At 60.8% G+C, this 26,456-nt stretch carries 26 protein-coding genes and 1 tRNA gene; 20 read left to right on the top strand and 7 right to left on the bottom strand.

Going from position 1 to position 26,456, the window contains the following annotated elements; all coding sequences use genetic code 11:
* Positions 1-67 precede the first annotated feature (67 nt).
* Both PLANPX_RS09260 and PLANPX_RS09255 read left to right on the top strand, forming a co-directional pair.
* The gene (locus PLANPX_RS09260; RefSeq protein WP_232536350.1) at positions 68-1,549 is read left to right on the top strand and encodes an ATP-dependent nuclease; all 1,482 of its coding nucleotides are present in this window, start codon (positions 68-70) and stop codon (positions 1,547-1,549) included.
* Positions 1,550-1,615: 66 nt separating this feature from the next.
* Positions 1,616-2,077, top strand: a complete 462-nt coding sequence (locus PLANPX_RS09255; protein WP_152098454.1) for a hypothetical protein — start codon at positions 1,616-1,618, stop codon at positions 2,075-2,077.
* Positions 2,078-2,767: 690 nt separating this feature from the next.
* Here the strand turns inward: PLANPX_RS09255 and PLANPX_RS09250 are convergent.
* Entirely contained in the window at positions 2,768-3,001 is a 234-nt protein-coding gene (locus PLANPX_RS09250) for a hypothetical protein (RefSeq protein ID WP_152098453.1), read from the bottom strand.
* A gap of 22 nt (positions 3,002-3,023) precedes the next feature.
* On the opposite strand from PLANPX_RS09250, the gene PLANPX_RS27950 reads away from it, so the two are divergent.
* The 5 genes from PLANPX_RS27950 (at position 3,024) to PLANPX_RS09230 (ending at position 6,330) form a co-directional block, all read left to right on the top strand.
* Complete coding sequence (locus PLANPX_RS27950) at positions 3,024-3,167, top strand: hypothetical protein (protein ID WP_232536349.1); 144 nt, start codon at positions 3,024-3,026, stop codon at positions 3,165-3,167.
* A 950-nt stretch (positions 3,168-4,117) separates the two neighbouring features.
* A complete protein-coding gene (locus PLANPX_RS09245) occupies positions 4,118-4,414 on the top strand; it encodes a hypothetical protein (protein ID WP_152098452.1) in 297 nt (98 codons plus the stop codon).
* Positions 4,411-4,614, top strand: a complete 204-nt coding sequence (locus tag PLANPX_RS09240) for a hypothetical protein (RefSeq protein ID WP_232536348.1) — start codon at positions 4,411-4,413, stop codon at positions 4,612-4,614. Before PLANPX_RS09245 ends, PLANPX_RS09240 begins: the two co-directional genes overlap by 4 nt.
* A gap of 31 nt (positions 4,615-4,645) precedes the next feature.
* Positions 4,646-4,846 (top strand): hypothetical protein, encoded by a 201-nt coding sequence (locus PLANPX_RS09235; RefSeq protein ID WP_152098450.1) that lies wholly within the window; start codon positions 4,646-4,648, stop codon positions 4,844-4,846.
* A 389-nt stretch (positions 4,847-5,235) separates the two neighbouring features.
* Positions 5,236-6,330: a tyrosine-type recombinase/integrase gene (locus PLANPX_RS09230; protein WP_172991946.1), complete on the top strand. Its 1,095-nt coding sequence runs from the start codon at positions 5,236-5,238 to the stop codon at positions 6,328-6,330.
* Between the two features lie 159 nt (positions 6,331-6,489).
* Here PLANPX_RS09230 and PLANPX_RS09225 read toward each other — a convergent pair.
* Positions 6,490-6,576 (bottom strand) — tRNA-Ser (locus tag PLANPX_RS09225).
* Positions 6,577-6,975: 399 nt separating this feature from the next.
* Here PLANPX_RS09225 and PLANPX_RS09220 point away from each other — a divergent pair.
* The 4 genes from PLANPX_RS09220 to PLANPX_RS09205 are packed head-to-tail and all read left to right on the top strand — an operon-like array spanning position 6,976 to position 10,214.
* Positions 6,976-7,971 carry a DUF1559 domain-containing protein gene (locus tag PLANPX_RS09220; RefSeq protein ID WP_152098448.1) on the top strand — a complete coding sequence of 332 codons (996 nt, stop codon included), beginning with the start codon at positions 6,976-6,978 and terminating at the stop codon, positions 7,969-7,971.
* Between the two features lie 36 nt (positions 7,972-8,007).
* Positions 8,008-8,775 carry a polyphosphate polymerase domain-containing protein gene (locus tag PLANPX_RS09215; RefSeq protein WP_152098447.1) on the top strand — a complete coding sequence of 256 codons (768 nt, stop codon included), beginning with the start codon at positions 8,008-8,010 and terminating at the stop codon, positions 8,773-8,775.
* 5 nt (positions 8,776-8,780) lie between these two features.
* Positions 8,781-9,488, top strand: coding sequence for a DUF4956 domain-containing protein (locus tag PLANPX_RS09210; protein ID WP_152098446.1), 708 nt, complete (start codon positions 8,781-8,783; stop codon positions 9,486-9,488).
* Between the two features lie 33 nt (positions 9,489-9,521).
* The gene (locus tag PLANPX_RS09205) at positions 9,522-10,214 is read left to right on the top strand and encodes an HlyD family efflux transporter periplasmic adaptor subunit (protein ID WP_152098445.1); all 693 of its coding nucleotides are present in this window, start codon (positions 9,522-9,524) and stop codon (positions 10,212-10,214) included.
* Positions 10,215-10,335: 121 nt separating this feature from the next.
* On the opposite strand, the gene PLANPX_RS09200 is transcribed toward PLANPX_RS09205, so the two are convergent.
* The gene (locus tag PLANPX_RS09200; protein WP_232536347.1) at positions 10,336-10,839 is read right to left on the bottom strand and encodes a DUF420 domain-containing protein; all 504 of its coding nucleotides are present in this window, start codon (positions 10,837-10,839) and stop codon (positions 10,336-10,338) included.
* A gap of 269 nt (positions 10,840-11,108) precedes the next feature.
* On the opposite strand from PLANPX_RS09200, the gene PLANPX_RS09195 reads away from it, so the two are divergent.
* Together PLANPX_RS09195 and PLANPX_RS09190 are read left to right on the top strand one after the other, a co-directional pair.
* Positions 11,109-11,300 carry a DUF6800 family protein gene (locus PLANPX_RS09195; protein WP_152098443.1) on the top strand — a complete coding sequence of 64 codons (192 nt, stop codon included), beginning with the start codon at positions 11,109-11,111 and terminating at the stop codon, positions 11,298-11,300.
* A 24-nt stretch (positions 11,301-11,324) separates the two neighbouring features.
* Positions 11,325-11,888 carry an ion channel gene (locus tag PLANPX_RS09190; protein WP_152098442.1) on the top strand — a complete coding sequence of 188 codons (564 nt, stop codon included), beginning with the start codon at positions 11,325-11,327 and terminating at the stop codon, positions 11,886-11,888.
* 72 nt (positions 11,889-11,960) lie between these two features.
* Here the strand turns inward: PLANPX_RS09190 and clpB are convergent, their stop codons facing one another.
* From clpB to dnaK, 3 genes are all read right to left on the bottom strand, one after another.
* On the bottom strand, positions 11,961-14,648 hold the full coding sequence (gene clpB, locus PLANPX_RS09185) for an ATP-dependent chaperone ClpB (RefSeq protein WP_152098441.1): 2,688 nt from the start codon (positions 14,646-14,648) through the stop codon (positions 11,961-11,963).
* A gap of 185 nt (positions 14,649-14,833) precedes the next feature.
* Entirely contained in the window at positions 14,834-15,283 is a 450-nt protein-coding gene (gene tnpA / locus PLANPX_RS09180) for an IS200/IS605 family transposase (protein WP_152098440.1), read from the bottom strand.
* 144 nt (positions 15,284-15,427) lie between these two features.
* Entirely contained in the window at positions 15,428-17,335 is a 1,908-nt protein-coding gene (gene dnaK, locus PLANPX_RS09175) for a molecular chaperone DnaK (protein WP_152098439.1), read from the bottom strand.
* 331 nt (positions 17,336-17,666) lie between these two features.
* On the opposite strand from dnaK, the gene pheA reads away from it, so the two are divergent.
* Together pheA and PLANPX_RS09165 are read left to right on the top strand one after the other, a co-directional pair.
* Positions 17,667-18,797 carry a prephenate dehydratase gene (pheA, locus tag PLANPX_RS09170; protein ID WP_152098438.1) on the top strand — a complete coding sequence of 377 codons (1,131 nt, stop codon included), beginning with the start codon at positions 17,667-17,669 and terminating at the stop codon, positions 18,795-18,797.
* A 317-nt stretch (positions 18,798-19,114) separates the two neighbouring features.
* Positions 19,115-20,224, top strand: a complete 1,110-nt coding sequence (locus PLANPX_RS09165; RefSeq protein WP_152098437.1) for a hypothetical protein — start codon at positions 19,115-19,117, stop codon at positions 20,222-20,224.
* 287 nt (positions 20,225-20,511) lie between these two features.
* Here PLANPX_RS09165 and PLANPX_RS09160 read toward each other — a convergent pair whose 3' ends face one another.
* A complete protein-coding gene (locus PLANPX_RS09160; RefSeq protein ID WP_152098436.1) occupies positions 20,512-21,261 on the bottom strand; it encodes a hypothetical protein in 750 nt (249 codons plus the stop codon).
* 494 nt (positions 21,262-21,755) lie between these two features.
* Here PLANPX_RS09160 and PLANPX_RS09155 point away from each other — a divergent pair, with 494 nt between their 5' ends.
* From PLANPX_RS09155 to secG, 5 genes are all read left to right on the top strand, one after another.
* A complete protein-coding gene (locus PLANPX_RS09155) occupies positions 21,756-23,051 on the top strand; it encodes a PAS domain-containing sensor histidine kinase (protein WP_152098435.1) in 1,296 nt (431 codons plus the stop codon).
* Between the two features lie 66 nt (positions 23,052-23,117).
* Positions 23,118-23,732 (top strand): J domain-containing protein, encoded by a 615-nt coding sequence (locus PLANPX_RS09150; RefSeq protein WP_152098434.1) that lies wholly within the window; start codon positions 23,118-23,120, stop codon positions 23,730-23,732.
* Positions 23,733-23,854: 122 nt separating this feature from the next.
* A complete protein-coding gene (gene aroF / locus PLANPX_RS09145) occupies positions 23,855-24,871 on the top strand; it encodes a 3-deoxy-7-phosphoheptulonate synthase (RefSeq protein ID WP_152098433.1) in 1,017 nt (338 codons plus the stop codon).
* A 157-nt stretch (positions 24,872-25,028) separates the two neighbouring features.
* Positions 25,029-25,781, top strand: coding sequence for a triose-phosphate isomerase (gene tpiA, locus PLANPX_RS09140; RefSeq protein WP_152098432.1), 753 nt, complete (start codon positions 25,029-25,031; stop codon positions 25,779-25,781).
* 87 nt (positions 25,782-25,868) lie between these two features.
* Positions 25,869-26,423 (top strand): preprotein translocase subunit SecG, encoded by a 555-nt coding sequence (gene secG, locus PLANPX_RS27660; protein WP_194175120.1) that lies wholly within the window; start codon positions 25,869-25,871, stop codon positions 26,421-26,423.
* Positions 26,424-26,456 lie beyond the last annotated feature (33 nt).

Raw genomic sequence — 26,456 nt, 5'->3', positions numbered from 1 at the left:
GTCGACGCCATTGTATCTTAAAGCGATTCTTTAAGTCGCAGGTCTCAACCAGAGCATGGCGGTTCCAATGCACAGCAGCGGCGATGATTGGTATTACTTTGATGGTCGCAGCGTAACTTGGAACGGACCATGCACGTTCGACAATCTCCAGTACCTCGCTTCGATCGGGCAAGTTGAGCCGCACACTAATGTCGCAACTGGCACCATGCGATTCGTGAACAATTCTATCGCGTTCGCAGACATTGAAGTAAGTCCCATAGCTTTCAATCCGCCTGTCGACACGTTTTGGGAAGATAGGAAGGCCGGTCGTCTGACCGTTCTTTCAGGGCCTAACAATGGCGGAAAAAGTTTTCTGCTGAAGCACATACAGAAGATTGTAGGTTGTGAAGGATACCTGCTGGGATGCAGCCGCTTTTCGCAAATTGACCAATTAAACTCTCGCTCGATTGCGAGAGATGAGCATCGCCAGATTTACCGGAACTTTGAGAATAATTTCGTTGCCGCGCGGATGAATACCGAGGGCTGCGAACTTACTTTGGATCGCATAATAGCGTCACTCAACGACAGCGAACGTAAACAACTATTCAAGGTTGCAGAATCTCTCCTTGGCAACAAATTTGAACTTCGCATGTCTGACCCGGGCAACCTCCTGAGTCCATACTACGTCGCAATGGATGGCCAGAATCTTCGGTACGCGAGCAGTGGAACACGACTTCTCATGACACTACTGGGCGTATTGCTCGACAAAAGATTCCATACGGTGCTAATCGACGAACCGGAAATAGGCCTTAGCCCTCGCATACAAGGGATTCTCAGCAATTTCTTTTGCAATAGCGGCGAATTGGAAGCAAATTTTCCTCACCTCAAGCACGTCATCTTGGCAACGCATTCCCACCTGTTTTTAGATAAGCGAAATCTGTCCAACAACTTCGTTGTGACTAAGCTCGATAACACAATCAGCATCGCGGGCATCAAATCATTCAGCGAGCTTCACGACCTCCAGCTGAATATGCTCGGCAATCACTTAGAGAGCTTGTTCCTGCCTTCAGCGATAGTAATCGTTGAGGGTGATTGCGACATCGCATATTTACGGAAAGTTTTCTCGCTCTCGATTCCCGACAGAACCGTCGCTATTGTCAAGGCGGACGGGGATGGCGGAGTTCCGAAGAAAATCGAAATCATTAAGCAGGCATTTGGCGATCTTCACTCAAGTCCGTTTCGTGAGCGACTTTTCGTGGTCTTGGATAAAGTTTACAGTGCCGACTTAGGAGCAATTGAGAAGCAGGGGGTTCCGAAGAATAACATTCATGTATGGAGCCTTAATGGCATCGAGTACTACTATCCCAAGGCGATTGTGGCTCGCGCGTTTAGCTGCGACGTAAGTCAGGTCGGAGCGATCGATCTCGAAAGAGGCACCATTGAGTACAATGGACTTAGACGCAGCAAGAAGCAACTGGCGAGCTTCGTCGTAGACGAGTTCGCAACCGCCCCAGAATTACACGATGAGCTAGCTGATTTGATCGGCAAAGTAGCAGCGGCATGCGGCTAATCGAGCCGGCAGAATGAGCCGGTTGAGAATTCCGGTTCTGTAGGCGGACTAACCCCGGCCCCATCGATGCTGAAAGCCCTACGCTACACCTTGGCGGCGATTTGTCTAGCGGCGAGCGTGGGCTGCTTGGCGTTGTGGTGGCGTAGCCATGCGGCTTGGGACTTCATCAATGTTCCGTCGTACGTCTATCGCACACGCACAGTAAATTTGCAATCAATGCCGGGAACGGTTTCCGTTCAGCTATTAGACAAGGAAGCGTCTGCGTATCTCGCCGCAAACAACCTCCTGTGGCGACACTCAGTGGCGTTTGAGTCCACAATCGATGATCGTTTGCTATCCCTCATACACGCCAGCGGAGCATTCGGCCGTCTGAGCTATGGGGTCTACTTCCCACATTGGTACGCCGCACTCGTCTTCGCCCTCGCCGCCGTCGCGGCGATTCGCATCGGCCGCCAGTTCACGCTGCGGTCGGCATTGGTGGGAATGAGCGTCGTCGCCGCGTTGTTGGGGATGGTGGTGGCGTTGTAGATCGCGATTGCATCAGCAATTGCGTCGAAGCCGTACTTGCGCGATACATGGGCTAGGCGCTAAGGCCCCCCGATCGTCGAGCCCAGCAAATCGTGCCGTTGCGATATGCTCAGCCACCTTGATCGCGAATGCGTCGGCTAAAGTCGCACATTGAATTAATCGCCCATCGACTTCGACGGTGTGCGGTTCCGCGCTTCTTCGCCCAATGACTGATGACGACATCTCGTCTGCCTGCAATAGTTACGGGAAAGTAGCTACTGCGGGAGTATAAGTAAACAATTATCGCCGGCGACTGCAATTTGTGGCGGAAGATTGCAGTATTCTACTGACCCCTCGCCCGGCCGTTCCAAGGCATGGCGTCGCGCACGAAGACGCCGCTCGTGCCTCGATTAATGGAAAGTACATTCGCTGTTCCGTCATTGAAACAGCGAGCCTCTACGGCTTCAGGCGGGGCGGCAGTTCGATCTTGTACGAAATACCACTGTCCTGCCTGTTCCCAAGCGAAGACGTTTGGCAACTGGTCATAGATTGGCATTGATGCGAAGTAGAGAACGGCCGCTGCATAATCCGACGTACCACTGGCTGAACTTGTAGCAGTTCCGCTAGAGATAGCAAAGACTGCATAAAAGACCGTCGCCAGTCCCCTAGAAACTTGCGACGGTCTCCTGCGACGCGCGATTAAGTACGCAGCTACTGCAAAGCTTCAATCGCATCGGCGATGGCTTCGAAGCCGTATTTCCGAGCAATCTTGCTAAGATTCTCAGGCGTTAGTTCCTCAAGCAGGTCCAGCTTGCCAACCGTGGCGGCGTGTTCTGCGATCTTCAAGGCGATGGCGTCCGCAAGCGTTTCGCAATTGATCTTTCGGCCATCGACCTTCGCGGTGTGAGCCTCGGCGTTACTCCCACCTACTACTGACGAGTCCATTCCACCTGCCCTGCAATTCTTGGTGGCAGCGTTCCTTTTGAATAAGCATCGCGCGAGCCGCAACTCGCGCGATGCCCTGAGCAACTCGCAGGAACCGCAGGCCGCGCAAGGCGGCTTCGGCAAGGACCACTGCGAGTGCGACCAGATTACCGACGTTCAACTTTGACGGAATGCCAAGAACCGCGATTGTAACACAATTTCTGTAAAACCTGACAACGGAAGAATAAAACCTTTTAGGTCATCAATCCGCGCCCGGCGTACAGGTTACTTGGTCGCGATCTTAGCGCTGCAATTCCCCGGTCGGCCTCGCCCATATCTAAGGCCGACCGCTACATCTCGGAGCGAAATCGCTTTGAGACTGATGATGCGATCTATTTCTGCATGCAATGCGATTTCCGCGTCATCGAATCGATCGAACTTTCGACGCGGCCGGTTGACTTTCCACTTGCACCCCACGAGACGTACAACGCTGAATCGAAACGCGCGTTCAGTGCTAAAAAATACGCGGCCGGCGACTTGCCGATTTACCGTCGCATACCAAGCAACCTATCTCAAGTTCCCCACGGACGGCCTCAGAGGTAATTTGAGTAAAATGATCATGGGTAATCGCCTGTATTTCCATGGCAAGCACTCCGTATTAGAGCGTATGCTTGGATTGCCAAGAATTCCGCTCAACGGAGGCAATCGATGGTGACACCATCCAATGCTTGCAAGACTTGCAATAACTCGGGCCGCTGTTCCGTTTGCGAGGGAGTAGGTTCGCATCCTGCGAGGGATGGGGAGCCAATCGATGCGCGTCGGGTTTGCCGCGTATGCCACGCCACCGGGCGATGCGACAATTGCGGAAGCCAGTTTCCGAAAGTGTCAGACGGTAGTAGTCGCGCGCTCGCAGTGAGTGGGTAGCGGTGGCGGTCGAACTACCGGACGCAAACGGATGCCGGTTCGGTAGAGGTTTGCCTAGTCCACCCATCGGGCCCCGTTACCCATGGGCGCCCGCCACCCAATGGGCGCCGCCTCCCCGCCTAACCATCTACAAGACTTGGTATTCCGCTCTGTTCCGATGCGCGTATATTGGGCCCGTTTGGGTGACCCGAATATCACACCAGCGAGTCGGAAATGGAAATCTGCAAGCTCCGCGGCTTCACGCCGCAGACCCAGTGGCGCGAAGCTCGCCAGCAATTCGAGCGACGCCATACCCCGCCAACGCTCATCGCCCGAATGGAGGCGTTGGCGCTCGACGACTTCGAACGCCTCTGCGGCGAGCCTTCGCTGCCAGACGTGCCGAGCATGGTCGACGGGTTCATAGAAGCCCTACGCCTCGAAGGCGTCGACCGCGTGTCTCTGGCCATCTACCGCGAAGCTGTGGAAGGGGTGGTGCAATGGGCGACTCAAAGCCTCAAAGCGGCGGCGTGAATTTCACGTCGCTCGGTTGGTTCACGCTCGCCACGGTTCGGAAGCTGCTTGCCGCGGAAGATTACCGCCAGCTGCGCGACGCGATTCGCTTCAAGGAAATCCCCATCACGCGCGTGGGCAGTGAGTATTGGCTCGACCACGAAGACTGGTTGGCGTGGCGGGCATCAATCGAAGCATCCGCCAAGCCGTTGGAAGCGTAACCAAGTTCAACTAACTGGAAAGGGCCGACTTATGAACCAACCATCGAAGCATTGGCTTACCATCCAAGACCTTCAAGGCGATTTGCTCGGCGAAGAACGGCAAGCATTCGACCGCGCGGTTCAGCACCGCGAATTGCCAACCGTGAAGTTTGGCAACTCTCTCTTGATCGACGCCGCCGATTGGCAGGCGTGGCTAGCGAGTCGGCTGCCAGCCGATTGGCAGTCGGCTTAGTCGCAGTTTTGTCGTAGGTTCGAGTCCTACCGGGGGAGTAACCCGCCAATCGTAACGCCCGAACCGATCGAAGGGACAGAATCGACGCCGGCGGCGGGAAATCCGTCAAACTCTCCCCAGTTAGCCCAAGCTGGTGATTGAGAACGGGCCGATTAGGGAAAGGGGACCAGTAGGCGCCCAATGCCGGTAACGGTATCCTGGCGCCCCATTCGTCCCCTACCCTCCCTGGAGTTTCTCGAATGGCTGGTATCACAAGCTACTCAGGCGGCTACCGTCGCATCACGTTCTACGACGCCTACCGGGCTCGCAAATCGCTGCGGCTGGGAAAGATGGACATGGCCACCGCCAAAACGGTCGCCGGCCACGTCGAGACGCTCGTCGGGTGCCAAGTGGCAAGTTCAGGCATCCCACGCGCGACCGCCACTTGGCTGGCGACCATCCCCCCTACCCTTCGCGACAAGCTCGCCGGCGTCGGATTGATCGACGCCGAGAAACGGAAGGAAGAGGAAGAACAGCGAATGGCCGAAGCGGAAGCTAAGGCCAACGCTCTGGGCTCGTTCATCGACGCATATATTGCTGAGCGCGAAGAACTGGTCAAAGTCGGTCGGCTGGTCGCCGATACAATCCGCTTAGAGCGTGCAACGCGCGAAAACCTGTGCGACCACTTCGGGGCGGACCGACCCCTCACCGAAATTACCGGCGGCCACGCCACCGGCTTCTATACCTACTTGCTGACTAAAGGCGGCGCGCCGGTCAAAAAGTGTGGACCGAAGACGATGCTTCGCGAGCGAACGCCGCTGGCGGAAGCCACCGCCCGCAAGCGTGTGTCGATCGCATCCCGATTTTTCAATCACGCGATGGACCTACGAATCATCGACCGCAATCCGTTCGCCAAGATCAACAAGAGCAACATCGCCACCAAGCGCCGAGCATTCGTCAGCGAAGCCGACGCCCTGAAGGTGATGGCGCATCTTCCATCGGCTGAATGGAAAGTAATGTTCGCCCTCTCTCGCTGGGGCGGGCTGCGCGTGCCTTCCGAAGTCGTCATGCTGGAGTGGTCGCACATCAACTGGGAAGGCAAGAAAATCCTAGTCCACTCGCCCAAGACGCAACGCTACGAGGGCCACGAGACGCGCGAAATCCCACTTTTCCCCGAACTGGCGAAAGTTTTGTCAGAGCTTAAAGCCGTCGCGCCCGCTGGCAAGAAAGCCGTGTTGCAGATGGCTCGATTCTGGACCGGTGGCGGTTCCGTCCGCGACCCGCTGAAAACTGCGATTAAGCGAGCCGGCTTGGAAGTGTGGCCACGCCTCTGGCATTCGATGCGCGCCACCCGACAGACTGAGCTTGAAGACCGCTTTCCTTCGCACGTCGTCTGCAAGTGGATGGGCAACAGCAAGGAAGTGGCGCGCGAACACTACCTAACCGTTGAGCCGCACCACTTCGCCGCCGGTGCTGAGCCAAAGCAAGTGAAAGATGTAGCGTAGGCTAAAAGATAAAGTCGCCCTGAGAGGCGGCGCCCAATGCGGCGCTGCAAACTCATGCAGCGAGTTGCAAACCGAGGTACAGCGAAACAGCCGTTTGTTGAAATCCCCGGGGAAAATAGAAAAAGCCTGCGTTTGCAGGCTCTTTCTAACTCAGCGATGCGGTCGGGGAGGGATTCGAACCCCCGATACACTTTCGTGTACGCCGGTTTTCAAGACCGGTGCATTCAACCGCTCTGCCACCCGACCGAGAGCCGCGAAGTTGGCGGCGAGTCTCACTATCCTACGGACGGCCGGAGGGGGACGCCAGGGCATGCGTAAACCCTCGTTTGGCGTCGCCGACGACTGCGCTGCGACTCGGCCGGGTGGTCCCAGATTGCGGAATCGTCAGCTACCGCCGCGACGCTGCCCCGATTCTGGCGAGGCGCCACTGGCGCTGACGCATACACCAAATACATGAAGTTTGAGTGAAGGATTTATAAGGATTCTCATTGTTGTCTGTGAAAACGGCCATTATCATGTGGTTTGCTGCAGTATGACTGCGGAATGCAGCCGGCGACGACGTCAGCACTCGCACTCACGTCGCCGCTGCTGCGAAGGCAGATACGCTGATTCCGGCCCTTATCGCGAACGATCGCCTGGAAATCGATGCCTATCAACAGCTTTGATCCGCGCAGCAGATTACCGCTCGGGCGCGGGAACCGGGCGAAATCCCGCCGCGATGCCAACGCGTTCACGCTCGTTGAGCTACTCGTCGTCATTGCCATTGTTGGCGTGTTGGTCGCTCTCATCCTGCCCGCCGTTCAAGCCGCCCGCGAGTCGAGTCGCCGGACCCAGTGCCAGAACAATTTGAAGCAGATCGGCCTCGGCCTGCAGAACTACGTCGGCGCCGAGGGCGCATTTCCCGCCGGCAAAAAGTGGACGAACAAACGCACTCTCCCGCAGACTCAGCAAGTGGCGTGGTCATCGTTCCTGCTCAGCTATCTTGAGCAGGGGAATGTGCTGCCCAAGATCGACTTCTCCTTAAATCTGTCGGATCCTGCTAATCTCCCCGTCACTGGGCTGGTCATCGATATCTACCGCTGTCCGAGCACGGGGAGACTGGAAGCGCACCGCGGCGAAGACGCCAGGTTGATTGAACTAGGCGTTCCCGGCGGCGGCATGGCCTGCATCGACTACCTCGGCTCGTCTGGACCAGACAAAGACGAATCTCCTCCTGGCTCGACGGAACCCTACGGTCGCCAACGGGGAGTGCTCATCGGCACCAAGGGGATGCCGAACGAAGACACGATCCTCGCTCCGCCGCCAGTCAAAGTGCAGCACGTTACCGACGGCCTGTCGAACACGATTGCCGTCGCTGAATGCACGGGCCGCGGCGTGGAAATGGATGATGCTGAAATTAAATCGCTGAATGGCGCTTGGGCGTCGGGCAGCAATGTCAGCCACATCACGAAGGGCGTCAATCGCGTGGAGGCCCCCGATGCGTGGTACAAGGAAGCGATTTTTTCCGACCACCCTGGCGGCGCCAACCTCTTGATGGCTGATGGTTCAGTCCATTTTGCAGCCGATGAGACGGACAAGGACGTCATCATGAGCCTTTGCTCTCGAGACGGCGACGAAGCCGTCGAAACATTCCCCTTCTAACCCCCTGCCCGTCGACACCCGCCACGGCCACGAACGATGAATGATCTCGGTGACTTCCCCGCCGGCCGCTACGAGCGGAAGTATCTGCTGACGGACACGATGGCCGTCGCTCTCCGGAACGAGCTGCTTCCCTACCTCGACGTCGACGCTCATACCCCGCCGGAAAGCGTGCGCGGCTACCAGGTGCTGAGCCTTTACCTCGATACGCCCGCTCTCGACCTTTACAACCAAAGTCGGCAGGGACTGAAGGAACGAGTTAAGCTTCGCATCCGTTACTACGACCACGATCCGGAGGGGATCGCGTACGTTGAAATCAAGCAAAAGTCGCAAGGCCTTACTTTCAAGCGCCGCTTCTCCATTCACAAGTCGATGATCGAGTCGATGCTCCGCAACCCGAACTGCGAACATTTGCAGCATGCGCTTAGCAACGGGGCCCGCGGCACCGCGCTGGAAGAATTCGCCCAGCGTCGGCAGACCCTCGGCGCCGACCCCAAGCTGTTCGTCGCTTACGAGCGCGAAGCCTACAACTCGAAGGACGAACCGCGCGTCCGCATCACGTTCGATCGTCGCATCACTACCAACGCCGCCATGCGTTCCGCCGGGCTGAACGCCCCGCGCTTCGGCTCGAACATCGGCGGCCTGAACGTGCTGCTGGAGTTCAAATACGCCGGCACGCGCCCGCTCTGGCTGCGAGACACCCTCAAGAAATTCAAGCTCCGCCGCACCTCGTTCTCGAAGTTCGTCAAAGGGCTGGATATACTAGGGATCTCCGGACAAGCCCCTAGTCCCTCGAAGGCAGGCTGATCGCGATGAACATCGGTTCGTGGATCGACATGATCCTCTACAGCGATCACGGCTCCCTCTCCCAACCGACGACGCTCGCTTTTACGCTGCTGTTGGCCTTCGCCATCGGCCAGATCATCGGCTGGGTTTACCTCGCGACCAACACGACGCCCGACACGACGAAAGCGTTCGTCGCCTCGTTGGTCGTCATGCCGGTGATCGTCGCATTGCTAATGATGCTGATGGCCGGCAGTCTAATGGTGGCGTTTGGGCTGTTGGCGGTTTTTGCCGTCGTTCGCTTCCGCAACGTGCTCCGCGACACCCGCGACACTGTGTTCGTCCTGTGGGCGATCGTCGAGGGGATGTCGGTCGGCACCTTCCGCTACTCGACGGCCGTGATCGGTACGATTGCGATCGGCATCGTGTTGGCTTATCTCCGCATCACCAACTTCGGCGTCGACCGCCGCTACGATGGGCTGCTCTGCGTGGAAATCTCCGGCGACCAGAAGCTGGGACGCGACGCGATGACTCGGCTCCTCTACCGCCATGCCAGCCGCTGGGACGTTGCGGTCGATCAGACGACGCCGGGCCAGGGCTCGGTCGTCACCTATCGCCTCCACCTCCGCGATCGGTCGCGCTCCGGCGACTTGCGCATGGAGCTCGCCGACGAGGGCCAACTGCACGAAGTCTCTTACGTCCACCAACCTGCTCCGTCGAAGAAAGATTTCCAGTAGGCATGCCGCCACTCACGGCTGCTACTTCGCTTCATGAACGCGCGACCCGAACGAATTCCGATTCCCTCCGCCCAGCGCTGGGAGAACTTCCGCGAACGCGTGCTGCCGGCCATTTGCCTGGCGGCGACGCTCGCGGCTTGCGGTTGGCTGTGGCAACAGCAAGGCCGCGTCGCGCCGTTCGTGCATGGCGAAGTCGGAGCGGAAATCGTCGACGTGCGCAGCCCCGTCGACGGCCGTTTGGAAGCGATCGAGGGACAGCCGAACGGTCAGTGGCCGCTATTCGCTCCGATCTCCTCGGGAGCCATGGCGGCGCGAGTGGAGCAAGCCATCGGCAAGGATAGCTCAGTCGATTTGCCAGCGCCGATCGACGGCGTCGTCACCAAGGTCAGCGGACTGCCGGGCCAGTGGATCGGCCGCGGCGAAACGATTCTACAAATTGCCTCCTCGAAGCCGACGTTCATCACTTGCCACGTACCCGACAACGGGTCGAAGCCCCCGGAACCGGGAACGATGGTCGCCGTTCGCTTGCGCGGCGGAGGCAATCGTTGGGCAGCCGCCGAGATCGAGGGCATCGGCCCGATCGTCGCCTCGGCGACTATCTACGACGGCACCAGCGGCGGCGCCACGACCCGCGGCTTGCCGGTGAGAATCACGCTGCCGACGGATCTGCCGCTCAAGCCAGGTACGCTGGTCGACGTCCGTTTCCCGCCCGGCACGCCGATGTAGGGCCGGACGGCTCTTCAACCCTTAGCCCCTGGCTTCGCCAGGGGGTAGCGTTTCGTTTGGCGACGCCTACCGGCGTGGTGACCGACCCCCTGACAGAGCCAGGGGCAGAAATGCGTACGCGCTACGCCACGAAGGCCAGCCAGTAGAAGATCCACCCGGTGACGGCCGTCATCAGCATGTCCCAGGCCGCGATCTTGCCCCACAAAACATGGCTGCGGCTATGCGGCCCCGGCACAGGCGGATGCGGATAGCGCCGCAACGCTCTCACGCCGACCCACACCCACAGAATCGCCGTCGTCACCGCGAAGACCAGGTGGATGAGGAGCATCCGGAAGACCCAACCGGGCGTCGCCGGACGACGAAGCAGATTCACGAAGATCGCGTCCCACACCGGCCCCGCTGACTCGACGGAAGCGTAATAAGGCGACGCTTCCGCCCGCTCGCGCCAGCCGCTGAAGAACCGAACGTCGAGTTCGAACAGCGTCACCGCGACGCCCAGGACGACCATCAGCACGACCTGGATCTGCTTGTGGAGCTGATAATTTCGGCGGAATTTAACCAGCCAAATGCTCCAGCCCAGCGCCGGCACAATCGCGAACATCGCTAGGAAGACGACGTCGAGCATGAGCGATGCTCGCGTTCCCAAAAACCCGTCTATTCCCGGATAGTCCATTGGTAGATTTTGCCAAACGGGGCGTTTCGCCGCCATCGGAGTTTTGCCTGGCGGCGGTTGGCGGGCCTCATCCCCCTCCGTGACGACGGGCGGAATTGACGGGGGCGGGCGTGGCTGTTAGAACCGGGGATTCTCGACGAAGCGTTGCGATCGCCCTGTCGGTTTAGGGCTCGATCGCCGTTCGATTTACCGACTAACGACCGTAGCTAAGGAACCATCGCGTGGGCGCCTCTCAACGTAAACGTGATCTTCGTCAACGCCGTTCGCGTCAGGAAAAGCTGACCAAGCTGAAGAGCAAGCTGCCGAAGGCGACGCAGTCGGAAAAGACCGAAATCGCCCGTAAGCTCCGCAACCTGACGCCTGGCGCCGAAGAGCTGATCGATCGCTGGAAGCTCGTCGAGAGCGATCGCTAAGCCTAGCCCGAGGCGCCACGCGGCATGCGGCTCACTCCGATCAGAATGATCGCCCGCAACGCGCTGGAGTTTGCCGTTATTTTCGGCGCGTGGTGGGCAATTCTGGAAGTCATCGACTCCGGCCGTCTCGCTGCGCCGTGGGTGGTCGCGACGATCCTGATCGTCGCCTGGGCGAAGACGCTTTTCTTCGGCGCTGAGAACATCCGCCAGTTGTGGCACGCCACGGCGCAAAACACGCCGTACCACAAGTTCATGTTGCTGATGCTCGTGAACATGTGGCAGATCATGACCTCGTTCGCGCTCGACTTTCACCTGCTCGACGTGCTGCGGCGTGAGAGTTTCGCGGGCGTCAATGAATCGCTGGCCGGCGCTGCGCTCGTATTCGAGTTCTTCTACTTCAGCGCCCTGAACTTCATGTTCTTCGGCTACGGCGACATCACGCCGCAGTCGATCCCGGCGAAGCTGCTGACGCTCACCGAGATCACGCTCGCGTTTGTGACGGTGATCTTCCTGCTGTCGGACTTCATCAGCCTGAAGGATTCGCTGCGCCACGGCGCGCCTCGCGACGAGTCGCTGCTGAAACGCTAACGGCGCCGCAACGATCGCACTCAGTGCGTCGCCACAGCGCCGTTGTTAGCGTCGTCCTTACGAACTCGCGGATCACTTGCGCGAACCGGCCGGCTGATTGACAGCGCCGTCGTTGCGGCGGAAGAGGAACTCGTCGCCTTCGCCGTCGACGTCGACTTCAATCGTCGAGCCTTCCGGGTACTCGCCGCGCAGCAGCTCGGTGGCCAGCGGATTCTGGATCGTCTGCTGGATCACCCGCTTCACGGGACGAGCTCCGAACGCCGGGTCGTAACCAAGCGTGGCGATTCGTTCCCGTGCCGCCGGTGTGACGTGGAGGTGCAGCCCGCGCTTGGCGAGTTGCTTTTCCAGTCGCACCAGCTGCAAGTCAACGATCCGGCCGACCTGCGAACGATCGAGCGGATGAAACACGATGATGTCATCGATCCGGTTGAGGAATTCCGGCAGGAAGCGCGTCTTCAGCGCTTCGTCGAGCGCCTCGCGCATGTCTTCCTGCGTTCCATCCTCGGCCGCGATCTGCTGAATCACCTGGCTGCCGACGTTCGAGGTCATCACCACAATCGTGTTGGTGAAGTCGACTGTGTGACCGTGATTGTCGGTCAGCCGTCCGTCGTCGAGCACCTGCAACAAGATGTTGAAGACGTCGCGATGAGCCTTCTCGATCTCGTCGAGCAACACGACCGAGTAGGGACGCCGGCGGACCGCTTCGGTCAGCTTGCCCCCTTCCTCGTAGCCGACGTAGCCGGGAGGCGCGCCGATGAGGCGGCTCACGGTATGCTTCTCCATGAACTCGCTCATGTCGATACGAACCATCGCGTTCTCGTCGTCGAACATCGTCTCGGCAAGCGCCTTGCAGAGCTCGGTCTTGCCGACGCCGGTCGGACCGCAGAACAAGAACGAACCGATCGGCCGATCAGGATCTTGTAGCCCGCTGCGACTGCGGCGCACCGCGTTCGCCACGGCCCGCACCGCTTCGTCCTGGCCGACGACTCGCTGGTGGAGCCGTTCTTCCAGCACGAGCAGCTTGGCCCGCTCGGCTTCGAGCATGCGGCTCACCGGAATGCCGGTCCAGGCGCTCACCACTTCGGCGATTTCGTCGGGGCCGACCTCCTGCCGCAGTAGGCGTTTCTTCCCCTTCGACGCTTCGGCCTCGGGCGAGCCTTGCACCTTCTCCAGTTCTTCGAGCCGCTGTTGCAGCTTCTTCCGCTTCGTGTCGAGCTCGTACAGCGACTGGTAGAAGTCTTCGCCGACCATCTGGCCAATCGACTGCCGTTCCTTCACGCTGGCGGCAAGTTGCTGATACTCGTGGTCAGCCTTCTGCAGTTCCTCACGGACCTGCGCGACGTCGCCGACGCCGAGCTTTTCGCTCTCCCACTGCTCGCGGAGATTGGCGAGTTCGCGACGGAGCTCGTCCATCTCCTCGTTAATCTCTTCGAGCCGTTGCTGCGCATGCTCCTCCTTCTCGTCGGCCAGTTGCCGGGCCGCGAGTTCAAGCTGCACGAGCCGCCTCTGGATGCGGTCGATCTCTTCCGGCACGCTTTCGAGTTCCATCGCCAGTCGGCTCGTCGCCTCGTCCATCAGATCGATCGCCTTGTCAGGCAAGAATCGATCGGCGATGTAACGGTGCGAGAGTTCGGCCGCCGCGACGAGCGCTGAGTCCTTGATCTTCACACCCTTGTGGTGAGCCTCGTAGCGCGGCTTCAGCCCACGGAGGATGGCGATCGTGTCCTCGACCGAGGGTTCGCCAACGAACACCGGCTGGAACCGCCGCTCGAGCGCCGCGTCCTTCTCGATGTACTTGCGATACTCGTCGAGCGTCGTGGCGCCGATGCAGCGGAGCTCGCCGCGGGCGAGCTGGGGCTTGAGCAAGTTCGCCGCGTCGTTCCCCCCCTCGGCGGCGCCAGCGCCGACGACGGTGTGGAGTTCGTCGATGAACAGGATGACCTGCCCTTGCGAATCTTGCACTTCGCGCAGCACCGCCTTGAGCCGCTCCTCGAACTCGCCGCGGTATTTGGCCCCGGCGATGAGGGCGCCCATGTCGAGCGCCACGACCTTCTTGTTCTTCAGGCTCTGCGGCACGTCGCCTTGCACGATGCGCAGCGCGAGCCCTTCGGCGATCGCCGTCTTGCCGACGCCGGGGTCGCCGATGAGCACCGGATTGTTCTTCCGGCGGCGCGAGAGTACCTGAATGACGCGGCGAATTTCTTGATCGCGGCCGATGACCGGATCAAGCTTCCCTTGCGCCGCACGAGCCACGAGGTCGATGCCGTACTTCTCCAGCGCCTGGAACTTTCCTTCCGGGTTCTGGTCGGTAACGCGGGCCGAGCCGCGGACTTTTTGCATTGCCGCGAGCAGGTCTTTCTCGCTCACCGCGTTGAGCTTCAGCGTGTCTTGCGCCTTCGACTTCACGCGGGCGAGCGCGAGCAGCAGATGCTCGGTCGAGACGAAGTCGTCCTTCATCTCGGTGGCCGCCTGCTGCGCGCCGTCGAGGACGCGCGACAGTTCCGCCCCGAGTTGCGGCGGCGCTCCGCCGCTCGCCTTCAGCAAATGCGAAAGCTCGGCAGTAACGATCTGCCGCAACTGCTGTTGATTGACGCCGATCGCATCGAGCAACGGACGAACGATGCCGTCCTGCTCGTCGATGAGCGCCGCCAGCAGATGAAGCGACTCGATCTGCGGATTCCCCGCGTCGGCCGCGATCTCTTGCGCCCGCTGCACCGCTTCCTGAGCTTTTTGAGTGAGTTTATCGAAACGAAAGGCCATACGTTGGGCCTCCTTCCCGGCGAGACGGCGCCGACCGTTTTTTATTTATTAGCTACTTTACTCTTTGCGCTCTCCCAACCTTCAGCGTTACCGCATTAAGGCCCGGAGGGCCGACATCATGTAGCCAGGGGCGCAAGCCCCTGGTAACCGATGCCGTTTATCCTCAAAGCCCCGGAGGGGCAAAATCAATCCCACAAAAACCGCGGATCGTACTCCACGCCATGCCGCTCTAACATCGACACGAACTCGTCCTGAAACGACTGCCGCCGATGATGCGCCGCTTGGTTGCGAATATATCGGCGAACGGCAATCGCTTGCGATTCGCTCACGCTGAACGCGGCATATCCTTCCTGCCAACCGAATCGTGCATGCCCCTTTTGCTCATGCAACCATTTGGACGAGTTCGTTTTGATCAAACGCAACATGTCGGAAACGGTAATCGATGGCTTGAACTTTGCCAGCAGATGAACGTGATCTTCAATCCCGCCAATCTCCAGCAGACTTCCGCCTTCCTCTCGCGTGACCCCCGCCATGTAACGGTAGAGCTCTTCCTTGAAGCCTTCGGTGATCAACCGCTCTCTATCTTTCGTGCTGAACACGATGTGATAGAGGAGATTCGAATACGTTGAGAGCATGAAAAAGCTCCGGAGGAAGAACTATGTCGCTCCTCCGGAGCTCATTGCGATTGCTAACTCCGTTCCAGGGGCTTGCGCCCCTGGCTACAGCATGTCGCCTCTCTCGGGGCTAATGCCTCGAATTTGGCATTAAGCGCCAGGCGCTCAGCTCTTCACCTCGAACTCCGCATCGATCGCATCGTCGTCGGCGCTCGAACCGCCGGCTTGGGCCGTGGCCCCTTCCGCCGCTCCGTCGCCGCCGGCGGCTGCCGACTTGTACAAGGCTTCGCTCATCGCGTGCGACGCCGCCTCGAGTTCCGCCACGGCGGTCTTGATGGCCGCCGCGTTGTCGCCCTTGGCTGCTTCGCGGACCTTCGTCACAGCCGCTTCGAGCGCCTGCTTGTCGGAGTCCTTCAGCTTGTCGGCGTTCGTCTTGATGGTCTTCTCGATTTGGTAAGCCATCGAGTCGGCCTGATTACGAGCTTCGACAAGTTCACGCTTCTTCTTGTCCTCTTCAGCGTGCGAGGCCGCGTCGGCCTGCATCCGCTTGATCTCGTCGTCGGACAAACCGCTCGATTGCTCGATCTTGACGGTCTGTTCCTTGCCAGTGCCGAGATCCTTTGCCGCGACGCTGAGGATGCCGTTGGCGTCGAGATCGAACTTCACTTCGATCTGCGGCACGCCGCGCGGGGCCGGCGGGATCCCTTCCAGGTTGAACTGGCCGAGGAGCCGGTTGTCCGCACACATCTCGCGTTCGCCTTGGAACACGCGAACCGTGACAGCCGTCTGGTTGTCGTCGGCCGTGCTGAAGACTTGCTTCCGCTCGGTCGGGATCGTCGTATTCTTCTCCACGAGCTTGGTCATCACGCCGCCAAGGGTCTCGATGCCGAGGCTGAGCGGAGTGACGTCGAGCAGCAGGATGTCCTGGACTTCACCCGAGAGGACGCCGCCCTGGATCGCGGCGCCGATGGCCACGACTTCGTCGGGATTCACGCCCTTGTGCGGGTCCTTGCCAAAGATTTCTTTGACCAGTTCCTGCACCTTCGGGATGCGGGTCGTACCGCCGACCAAGACGACTTCGTCGATCTCGCTCGGCTTCAGCTTCGCGTCCTTCAGCGCCTGCACCAGCGGAATGCGGCAGCGTTCCACCAGCCCGTCGACCATCTTCTCGAACTGCGCGCGAGTGATGTTCATCTGCAAGTGCTTCGGACCGTTCGCATCGGCCGTAATGAACGGCAGATTGATGTCGGTCGATTGCGCCGTGCTGAGCTCTTTCTTCGCCTTCTCGCACGCTTCCTGCAAACGCTGCAGCGCCATGCGGTCTTTGCGGAGATCGATCCCCTGCTCTTTCTGGAACTCGCCAGCCACGTACTTCATCAACTCTTCGTCGAAGTCGTCGCCGCCGAGGTGGGTGTCGCCGTTGGTGCTCATCACGCGGAAGACGCCGTCAGCGACTTCCAGCACCGAGACGTCGAACGTACCGCCGCCGAGGTCGAAGACGCAGATCTTCTCTTGCGCTTGCTTGTCGAGGCCGTACGCGAGCGACGCCGCGGTCGGTTCGTTGATGATGCGGGCGACTTCGAGGCCGGCGATCTGGCCGGCGTCTTTGGTCGCCTGACGTTGGGCGTCGTTGAAGTACGCCGGAACGGTGATGACCGCCTTGTTCACCTTGTGACCAAGATAAGCTTCGGCCGATTCCTTGAGCTTGCGCAAGATCTTCGCCGAGACTTCAGGCGGAGTGAACTCCTGCCCGCCGACGTCGACCTTCACGTAGTCTTCCGGTCCGCCTACGACTTTGTAGGGAACCATCTTCTCTTCCGAAGCGACTTCATTGTGCCGCCGGCCCATGAACCGCTTAATCGAGTAAACGGTCTTGGTTGGGTTGGTCACCGCTTGGCGCCGCGCGAGATCGCCGACGAGGACTTCGCCCTTGTCGGTGAACGCCACGACGCTGGGGGTCAGCCGATTCCCTTCCGGGTTCGGGATGACCTTCGCTTCTTTGCCTTCCATCACGGCGACCACCGAGTTGGTGGTGCCGAGATCGATACCGATGATTTTTTCGCCGCTTGCCATAAGTGTTAGCTCCTCTCCTAGTTGGAGGTTGATCGCTTAAGATATGCTGTATTTCAACGCGCAGCATGCCATCGCGGCAGCCGCCGTTTGTTTTTTCCAGGTACGGTCACGTATTTACGCAAAGGCCGTGCCGGCTGGCGGGCGACCCTATTAAATAGCCATAAACCACCGCCAAATAACGAGTTAAATCGCAAGCTAGAATTGAGAGCGCGAACTGGACTGATTTCGCCAACTGTCAGTTTGGCAGCATCTAGCCAACGCTCGGCGTTTTCCGATTTCGGACGACATGCCAGTTTGACACCCACGTTCGCCCCCCATCCCGCTCACCGCCATGGCCGCTAAGAAAGTCACCGCCGCTCAGCTTCGGAAGCTCGACCGCCAACTGGTCGATCTGCTCAACGAACGCGCCGCGGCGGCCATCGCGAACGGCGAGCTTGCCGAAGCTCGCGGCGAATCTGCCGTCGATCAAACGGCTTCAGGCGTCGCCGACCCCGCGGTGCTGAAGTATGCCATCGAAAACAACGACGGCCCCCTCACCGCCAACGCAATCCAGGCGATCTTCCGCGAACTGCTGAGCGGTATCCGCTCGGCCAACCAACCGATCCGCGCCGCCTACCTCGGCCCTGCGTATACCTACAGCCATCTCGCGGCGATCGCCCGCTTCGGCCAGAGTGCCGAACTCGTGCCGGTTGCGACGATCGCCAGCGTATTCGACGAGGTTGAGCAAGGGCACGCCCAGTTCGGCGTCGTCCCCATCGAGAACTCCACCGATGGCCGCGTCGCCGACTCACTGGAATGCTTGGCCCGCCTCAGTGCCGTTGCCAATGGTAACGGCAGCGGCGAATCGGGCGCGACCCATGTCCAAATCTGCGGCGAAGTACCGCTGCGAATTCATCATTGCCTGCTCGGCCGCGGGGCCCGCAGCGAGATCCGCCGCGTCTGCAGCAAGCCCCAGGCGCTGTCGCAGTGCCGCAACTGGCTCGCCGCGCACTTGCCGGGGGTGAAGCTGGAACCAGCCTCGAGTTCCGCCGAAGCCGCCAGCCTCGCCGCCGCCGAACCAGACACCGCCGCCATCGGCACCGAACAAGCCGCAGTCAACAACGGCCTGTCGGTTCTTGCGCGGAACATCGAAGACAACGCGGAGAATGTCACCCGCTTCGCCGTGATCGGCGCTAGAGCGGCCGACCGAACGGGCCGCGACAAAACGGCGCTCGTGTTTGAAGCCCCTCACGAACCTGGCTCGCTCGCCGATGCGATGGCGATCTTCAAACGCCACCGCCTCAACCTCACCTGGATCGAATCCTTTCCCATCCCGAGCGCCCGGGGCCGCTACCTCTTCTTCCTGGAATTCCAGGGGCACCCCGCCGAACTGCGGGTGAAGCGGGCGATTGCCTCGCTGCAGAAGAAGTCGCTCCGCCTGTCGCTGCTCGGCTCGTACGCCGAGTCGGAAGTCGTTGGCTAGCAGCGGAATCGCTTTTAGCCCCGGGCTCCGCCCGGGGGTGCAGTACGAGCGACAATGCCAACCGGATTGGACGCCTACCCCCGGGCGGAGCCCGGGGCTGGAATGCGACGCCGCCATCTAACGCCATCGCAGCCTCTTGAGGCCAATCATCAACTTTGCGGCCTGCGGCGACCCTACTGCTAGCAACCGCAGAATTGCGTGGTTCCGCTTCAAGTGGTCGATCGTTTTCACCGTGGACGTTGGGGAGGCGGTCGTCTCATGCCTGCAGACGCCGTCCACGTTTTACGCTGGCCAAAGGATGGCCGGAAGGAATCACGATGAAGACCAATGGATGGGTCCTTCGCTGGGCCGCGGCTGCGCTGTTCGTCGCGCCCGCCCCAGCCTTCGGCGACACGGGGTACTCCGTCGCCTCATTCTTCAACGAAGCTGAAACGGTCGTCGCCTCCGACGCACCCGTTCAATGCGAACTCGCCCGCTGCCAGAAGTGTAGCGGGCCGTTCTTCTTCGCCGGAACGGAAGCGACGTTGATGAACGTCAACGCGACGACCGGCGGACGGATCACGGCGTCGTTCTCCGATACGACGGCGCCTGGCGTCTCAACCTTCGCAACGGTCGACGGCGACGGCATCAACGACAAGTTCGCCGCCGCCCCGCGGTTGTGGATGGGCCTGCAATTGAACGAGCGGTGGGCAGTCGTCGGCCGCTACTGGAATCTGGAAACCAGCAACCAAGACACGCCCCCGGCTCCGAATCCCGCGATTCCGAACACCGGCAGCAACTTCGCCACGATCTTCGAGACGAATCGCGCTCACCTGCAAACCGCCGACATCGAAATCGTCCGCAGCTTCAAGCCGGGCAAGTGGAAAATCGACGGCTCGCTCGGCGCCCGCCAGGCGATGATCGGCACCGAGTCCGATTTCCTGGCCTTCGGCGTCTTTACAACCGGTAACTTCATCAACCTGACGCTGCAAAACGGCTTCAGCTTCAACGGCGCCGGCGGTACGACGGGCATCAACGTCCGTCGGCAACTGGGCGACTCGCCGTTCACGTTCTTCTCTGGCTTCCGCGTTTCGTATCTCGGCGGCCACACCGATTCGTTCGGCCGTTCAGACGGCACCGTGGCCTCCTCGCCGAGCGCGCCGCTCGTCGGCGCCGCAACGGTGCGTCGTTCCGATGCCGACGCCGAGCTTGATATCCTGGAATACCAGATCGGTCTGCAGATGGACTTCCCGCTGAAGTACATCCCGGCCAACGCGTTCTTCCGCACGGCCCTCGAATACCAGCAATGGGACATCGATGGACCGCCAACCGGCGGCGCCGGCTTCGGCGGCACGATCGGCGAACTGACGACCAACTCGTTCGCTTCGGCCGGCATCGGCGGAGCCAACCTGGTCGGTCTGGCTCTCGGCTGCGGGTTCACTTGGTGATCTAGCCGCCGCGACAACGAAACTCTCCCCACGACGGCCCGAGAACAATTGTCTGTTCTCGGGTCGTTTTTCGTTGCACGAGGAACAACGAAACGGCGAGAAGCGGCCTCCTTCAAGCGGACGCCTGCGAAGCCGAGCAACGGCCTCTCGAGCGGGCGGGAGAAATACTCATCCCACTGCGGCCTTCAGATCGTCAACAGCGCGCCTGACTAACACGCAATGATCGAGCCGATCCACTGGGCGTCGCCGCGACGACGCTTCCAATTGTAGAACTCACTAAGACGAGCCTAGCGGTTCGTCTCGGGCCGGCGGGCGCCGGGCGAAATCGTATTGGCAGGTTCGCGGTTGGTGACGCCCAACACGCCGCGAAACGCCGCTGGATCGATGGCCGCTCCGCCGCCGATCGGATAGCCGGCATACGGGCCCCAGGGAGCGGTGTTCAGCCAGATGTACGCCGACGGTTGAAGCATCGCCTGCGCCGCAGCGTCGCGATCGCTTGCGCGCTGCTGGGCGCGCTCCTGCGCCGTCTGTTGCTGATTCCGCATCGCCTCTTGCGCTGTCTGCGCCGCTTGATTGCGCGTGCGGGTGGCGTTCTCGGCCGCTTGCTGGCTCGCTTGGTTGGCCTGCATCGCACGATCGACCGACATTTGGCGAGCCGATTCAAAGGTCTCATGCTGGCGGTTTCGCTCCGCCTGCTGCTCTTCGAACGTGATCAGCCACAACTTCATCTGTTCGGGCGACAGTCGCTTTAGTTCCTCTAGGTAGCGCTGCGACTGTGAGGGCGTGATCCGCGCGGAACGGGCCATGTGGTCGACCAACCACTCGCGGGCGGCGACCATCTCTTTACTGTCCCAGATAGCCGCCCGTTCCTTGTCGATTTCTGCTTGCGACCGTGTGTTCGGTTCGACGTAGCGCTCGTCCGCGGGGGGCGGCGTCGCGGGCGCCGAAGCAGGTTGCTGCGCCGCGGCGCGATTGAAATCACCCCCGCCGAGCGCTGCCATAGCCGTTGCTGCGAGAATCAGCCGGGTTCGTTTCATCGTCGCATTCTCCGCAATGTTACGGCCAGGGGCGGCCGCCTTCAGGTTGGTCGGCCAACTTTCATTATACGTCTGAATTATTCTCGCCACGAACGGAAACTAAGGCCTCGACGCCCGATGAACCGTGAATCCAGCGTGCGGGGAAATCCGTACTAAATTGCAAGAGTTTAGCGGCGTAGCACCACGCCGCTTATTCGCAAACAAGCCAAAGGACCATTTGCATGCGCATGTGTGGAATGGTCGCAGGACGCTGTTTTGTAGAATCCCCCCGCTTGAGGGAGTTCTCGAAGGCGGCATCCGGCATTACAACTCCGCAAGATTGCGTCGCTTTTTGTGACATATCGCATAATAAATAGCCAGACTCTTCACCACAGTGGTATGTAAACGAAACTTGTCGGCCAGGCTCCCGTGGCTATCAACGACTTACTGACTGGCATTTAAGCGTCACCCTCCTCATTATTTGCATATCCCTTTCAACCCCTCGTGCACTTCCCTTGAGAATCGTCCTCGCCCAGATTGTTGGCAGCGCGGCCCCCGTCGTCGGGGAACTTGCGATCCAGACCGAGCCGCTTCCAGCTGAGGAGCGCATCGCTCGTCTCGAAGCGGAAGTGGCTCGGTTAGAAGCGGCGCTCCATGATCGGGCCACGGAACTCGATACGCTCCTGAATGTGATCCCCGTCGGCATCGGCGTGGCGTTCGATCCGCTCTGCAAACGGATTCGCACAAACAGCACCCTGGCTGATTTCCTCGATCTCGACGCGGCCGAGAACTCGTCGAAAACCGCCGATGCCTCCGAGCGTCCGACTAACTTCGTTTGCGTCGACCTCGACGGACGGCTGATCCCCGACGATCAACTGCCGATGCAAATCTCCGCGCGAAATGGCGCCGAGATTCGCGATCTTGAGTTCAAGATTATCCACGAAGATGGTCGCATCATGCGGATGTTGGGGTACTCGGCGCCGCTCCGCGATTCGGCCGGTAATCCGCGCGGATCGGTCGGGGCGTTCATCGATATCACCGAGCGGCGCAAGGCAGAGGAGAACGAACGGCAGCGACTCGCGGAAATCGCCCATGCGAACCGCCTCTGCACGTTGGGCGAAATGATCTCGGGCCTCGCCCACGAACTGAACCAACCGCTGGCGGCCGCCAACAACTTCGCCCGCGCGTGCCAACGCTGGCCGCTAACCTCCGGGCAAGAACTCCCGGCTGACGTCCTCGGCCTGCTGCAGAACGTCGCCAAACAGACGGATCGCGCCAGCGAGATCGTCAAACGACTCACCACGTTCGTCAAGAAAAACGCGTCTCTCTCGGCAGGAGTCGACGTCAACGACCTAGTCTCTAGCGTCATCACGCTGACGAAATCGTGCTTCGGCCCCGCCATGGGTCGTGCTGAAGCGATCCCCCTCGTCGCCGAGCTTGACTGCTCGCTGCCGATGATCGCTGCCGACTCGATCCAAATCGAGCAAGTGCTGGTGAACCTGATTCGCAACGCCCTCGAATCCGCCGTCGACTCTGGCGCCACGCAACCGGTGACCGTCCGCACTTCCCTGCAAAAGGGGTGCGTCCGAGTCGACGTCATCGACTGCGGGGCCGGCATTGCGGCCCACGACCTCTCGTCGCTGTTTCAACCGTTCTTCACGACGAAGCAGGAGGGGCTCGGCCTGGGCCTGTCGGTCAGCCGCTCGATTATCGAAAACCATGGCGGGCGGCTCTGGGCGGAACTCAACCCCGAGCAGGGAGCGACGTTCAGCTTTGAATTGCCGATCGATTCGCCCCCCGAGGCCCGCTAGCCAGTCGGCTCGGCGACCGAGTCGGATTGCCGCTCCTGCGGCGGGCGCCTATCATCTGCCACTAAGATGAACTCGCCCGCCGGCATACTCTTTGAGCACTGGTCGATCGTCATTCACGCGACGCTTGTCCTGCTGCTGGCGGCGGTCGTTTGGCTCCATTTCCGCAATCGAGGTCGTTCGGGGCCCATCGCTGCGCTCTTGTTCGTGCTGTTCGGCCCTGTGCTGAGCGTGGCCGTGATCGTGGGGCTGTTGTTCATCACCGACCCGCGAGATCCTGCCAGCTCAAAGCTCTACGGAATCCAGCTTCAGCAGTTTCTAGAAATCGCCGCCATCGCCGGCTTGGCGGCCGCACTCGCCGGCATGGCGCTCCATGGCTATCGCATTCGTGATGAATTGCGGGCCTACCGCGAGTTCGCCGCCCCCGGGTGGCTGGGCAGCCTGCGAACCGGCGAAGGCCCGGCGCCGGCCCTCATCGCTCTGGGCCTTACCTCAGACGCAACGCTCGAAGAAGTCGAACGGGCCTACCGCGAGCAGGCCAAGCAGGCCCATCCCGATCGGGGCGGAACGGTCGAGCAGTTCAAACGGCTCCAAATCATTTACGAGCAGGCCCGTCGCCAACTCCGCCGACAGGCGGGTCCCGCGGCGGCCTCCCCTGCCCCGCCCTCCGCTGGCGAGGCCTGATTTCGGCACCGCCAGGACGGCTAGTGGAGCCGCCCGCTTCAGGTTACTCTGGAGGGCTTCTCTCCGGTCCGCCGGAGAGGGCTATGGCAGCCCCATTCCCAGATTTTGAACCCGCGCGTTCTATGATCATCATTCTCGACGAAACCGTCACCGAAGAACAAATCAAGCACGTCGCTAGCAAGGTCGAACAGCTCGGCCTGCAGACCTCGATCAGCCGCGGCACCTACCGCACGGTGATCGGCGTCATCGGCGACGAAACGAAGCTGCAGTCGGCGCCGCTGGCCGCGATCCCCGGCGTCGCCGAAGTCCTGCCGGTGATGCCCGCCTACAAGCTGGCGAGCAAGCAGGCTCACCCGAAGCCAACGATCATCGAAGTCGGTCCGGTGAAGATCGGCGGCGGCCACATGGCGATGATCGCCGGCCCCTGTGCGGTCGAATCGGAAGAACGGATGGAATCAATCGCCAAGTCGGTCCGCGCGGCCGGCGCCAACATCTTCCGCGGCGGCGCCTTCAAGCCCCGCACCAGCCCCTACTCGTTCCAAGGCTTGGGCGAAGACGGCTTGAAGATCCTTCGCGACGTCGGCGCCCGCCATGGCATGCCCGTCGTGACGGAAGTCGTCGACCCCCGCAACGTTGAGTTGGTCTGCGAGTACGCCGACATGCTCCAGCTCGGCGCCCGCAACATGCAGAACTTTGTCCTGCTGACCGAGGTCGGCCGCACGAACAAGCCCGTGCTGCTCAAGCGCGGCATGAGCGCCACCGTGGCCGACTTCCTGATGAGCGCTGAGTACATCATGGCTCAAGGGAACTCGAACGTCGTCCTCTGCGAACGCGGCGTGAAGGGTTTTGATCCGGCGACCCGCAATACGTTCGACGTTGCCCTGGTCCCGCAGATCCACAAGCTCTCGCACTTGCCGATTATCGTCGACCCGAGCCACGCCACGGGCCGCCCCGACTTGATTCCGGCCTGTGCCCTCGCGGGCGTTGCGGCCGGGGCCGACGGCGTCCACATCGAAGTTCACGACAAGCCCGAAGAAGCCATGAGCGACGGCCCGCAAGCGCTGCTTCCGAAGCAGTACGCAGAGCTGATGGACCAAATCCGCAAAGTCGGCGCCGCCGTTGGCAAGCAAATCGGCTAAAGCAAAAAACTGATCTCTCGCAAAGCCGCAGAGGCGCAAAGGAAAAAGCAAAGAAGAGAAGGCAGAGACAGTTCAGCATTTTGTATTCTTTGCGTTCGTCTTTGCGTCTTAGCGCCTTTGCGAGAGAAAACCGAATTATCAATCCCGGAAAGAGAAGATGCGTAAACCGTTGATCGCCGGCAATTGGAAGATGAACCTCGATGGCGCCGGCGCGACTGCGCTCGCTCGCGCCATTTCCGACGCCTCGCCGGCCTACGGCAAGGTCGATCTGTTGGTCTCCCCGCCGTACGTCTACTTGAAGACGGTTGGGTCGGTGCTCAACGGCGGCACGGTGCTGTTGGCCGCCCAAAACATGAGCCACGAAAAGAGCGGCGCCTTCACCGGCGAAATCTCGGCCTCGATGCTCAAGGATTGCGGCTGCACCCATGTCATCCTCGGCCACAGCGAACGTCGTCACATCTACAAAGAGACCGACGCCGACGTGAATAAGAAGACCCTGGCCGCCCTCGCCGCCGGGATCGTGCCAATCGTTTGCGTTGGCGAACTGCTCGAAGAACGCGAAGGGGGCAAGACCGCCGAAGTGATCCGCACGCAGTTCGACGGCTCCCTGGCCGGCGTTTCGGCCGAGCAACTGGTCGCCACGGTGATCGCTTATGAGCCCGTTTGGGCCATTGGCACCGGCAAAGTCGCCACGCCCGCGCAAGCTGAGGAGGTCCATGCCGATCTTCGCAAGCTGATAGCGGAGCGTTACAATGCCGCAACGGCGGATCAGGTTCGGATCCTCTACGGCGGCAGCGTCAAGCCAGACAATGCGGCCGAACTGCTCGGACAGCCGAATGTAGACGGAACTCTCATCGGCGGCGCCAGCCTGAAGGCCGACGACTTTTTGGCCATCGCCGCGGCAGGCTGAACTGACGATCATATTGCCGGCTGACTTGGCCCCAGGTCGCCGCAACTATTACCAAGTTACTTGTTGAGTTTTTAGACGGAGCGACACGTGCCCCTTCCCATTCTCGCCGCACTCGGTCAATCGCTGCTCGGCTTCCTGCTGTGCGTCATTGCCGTGTTTTTGATCCTGCTGATCCTAGTGCAGCGAGGTCGCGGCGGCGGCTTGGCCGGCGCCCTCGGCGGCATGGGCGGATCGAGCGCGTTCGGCGCCAAGGCTGGCGACATCTTCACGCGGATCACTTCGGTCGCCGCGGTGATTTGGATTTTGCTCTGCATCATCTTCGCCGCCACCGGATCGAGCGAACGCGCTCGGTTAGACCTCGGCACGCCTGCCTCGACCGGCGACGCGGCGACCGACGCACCGGCAGCAACCACGACGCCGGCAGATGCGAGCGGAGCGACAACGACGCCAGCCGCGTCGACGACGGAAACGCCCGCCGCCACGACCGCCGCACCGGCTGAATCGACCCCGGCCGCTACAACTGAATCGGCTCCGGCCGCAGCGCCCGCTGCCACCGAGCCCGCCGCCGCAACTCCGGCAGCGTCGACCGAGGCGCCCGCCGCTGAAACCGCCGCCCCGGCCGAACCCGCGGCCGAGAACTAACGCTCATCCTCCTCACCGCTTGATCCTCGCACC

It is taken from the genome of Lacipirellula parvula, assembly GCF_009177095.1.
Classification (GTDB): domain Bacteria; phylum Planctomycetota; class Planctomycetia; order Pirellulales; family Lacipirellulaceae; genus Lacipirellula; species Lacipirellula parvula.
The sequence above is the reverse complement of the archived record's forward strand: the minus strand, read 5'-3'. Positions and strand labels throughout refer to the sequence as shown.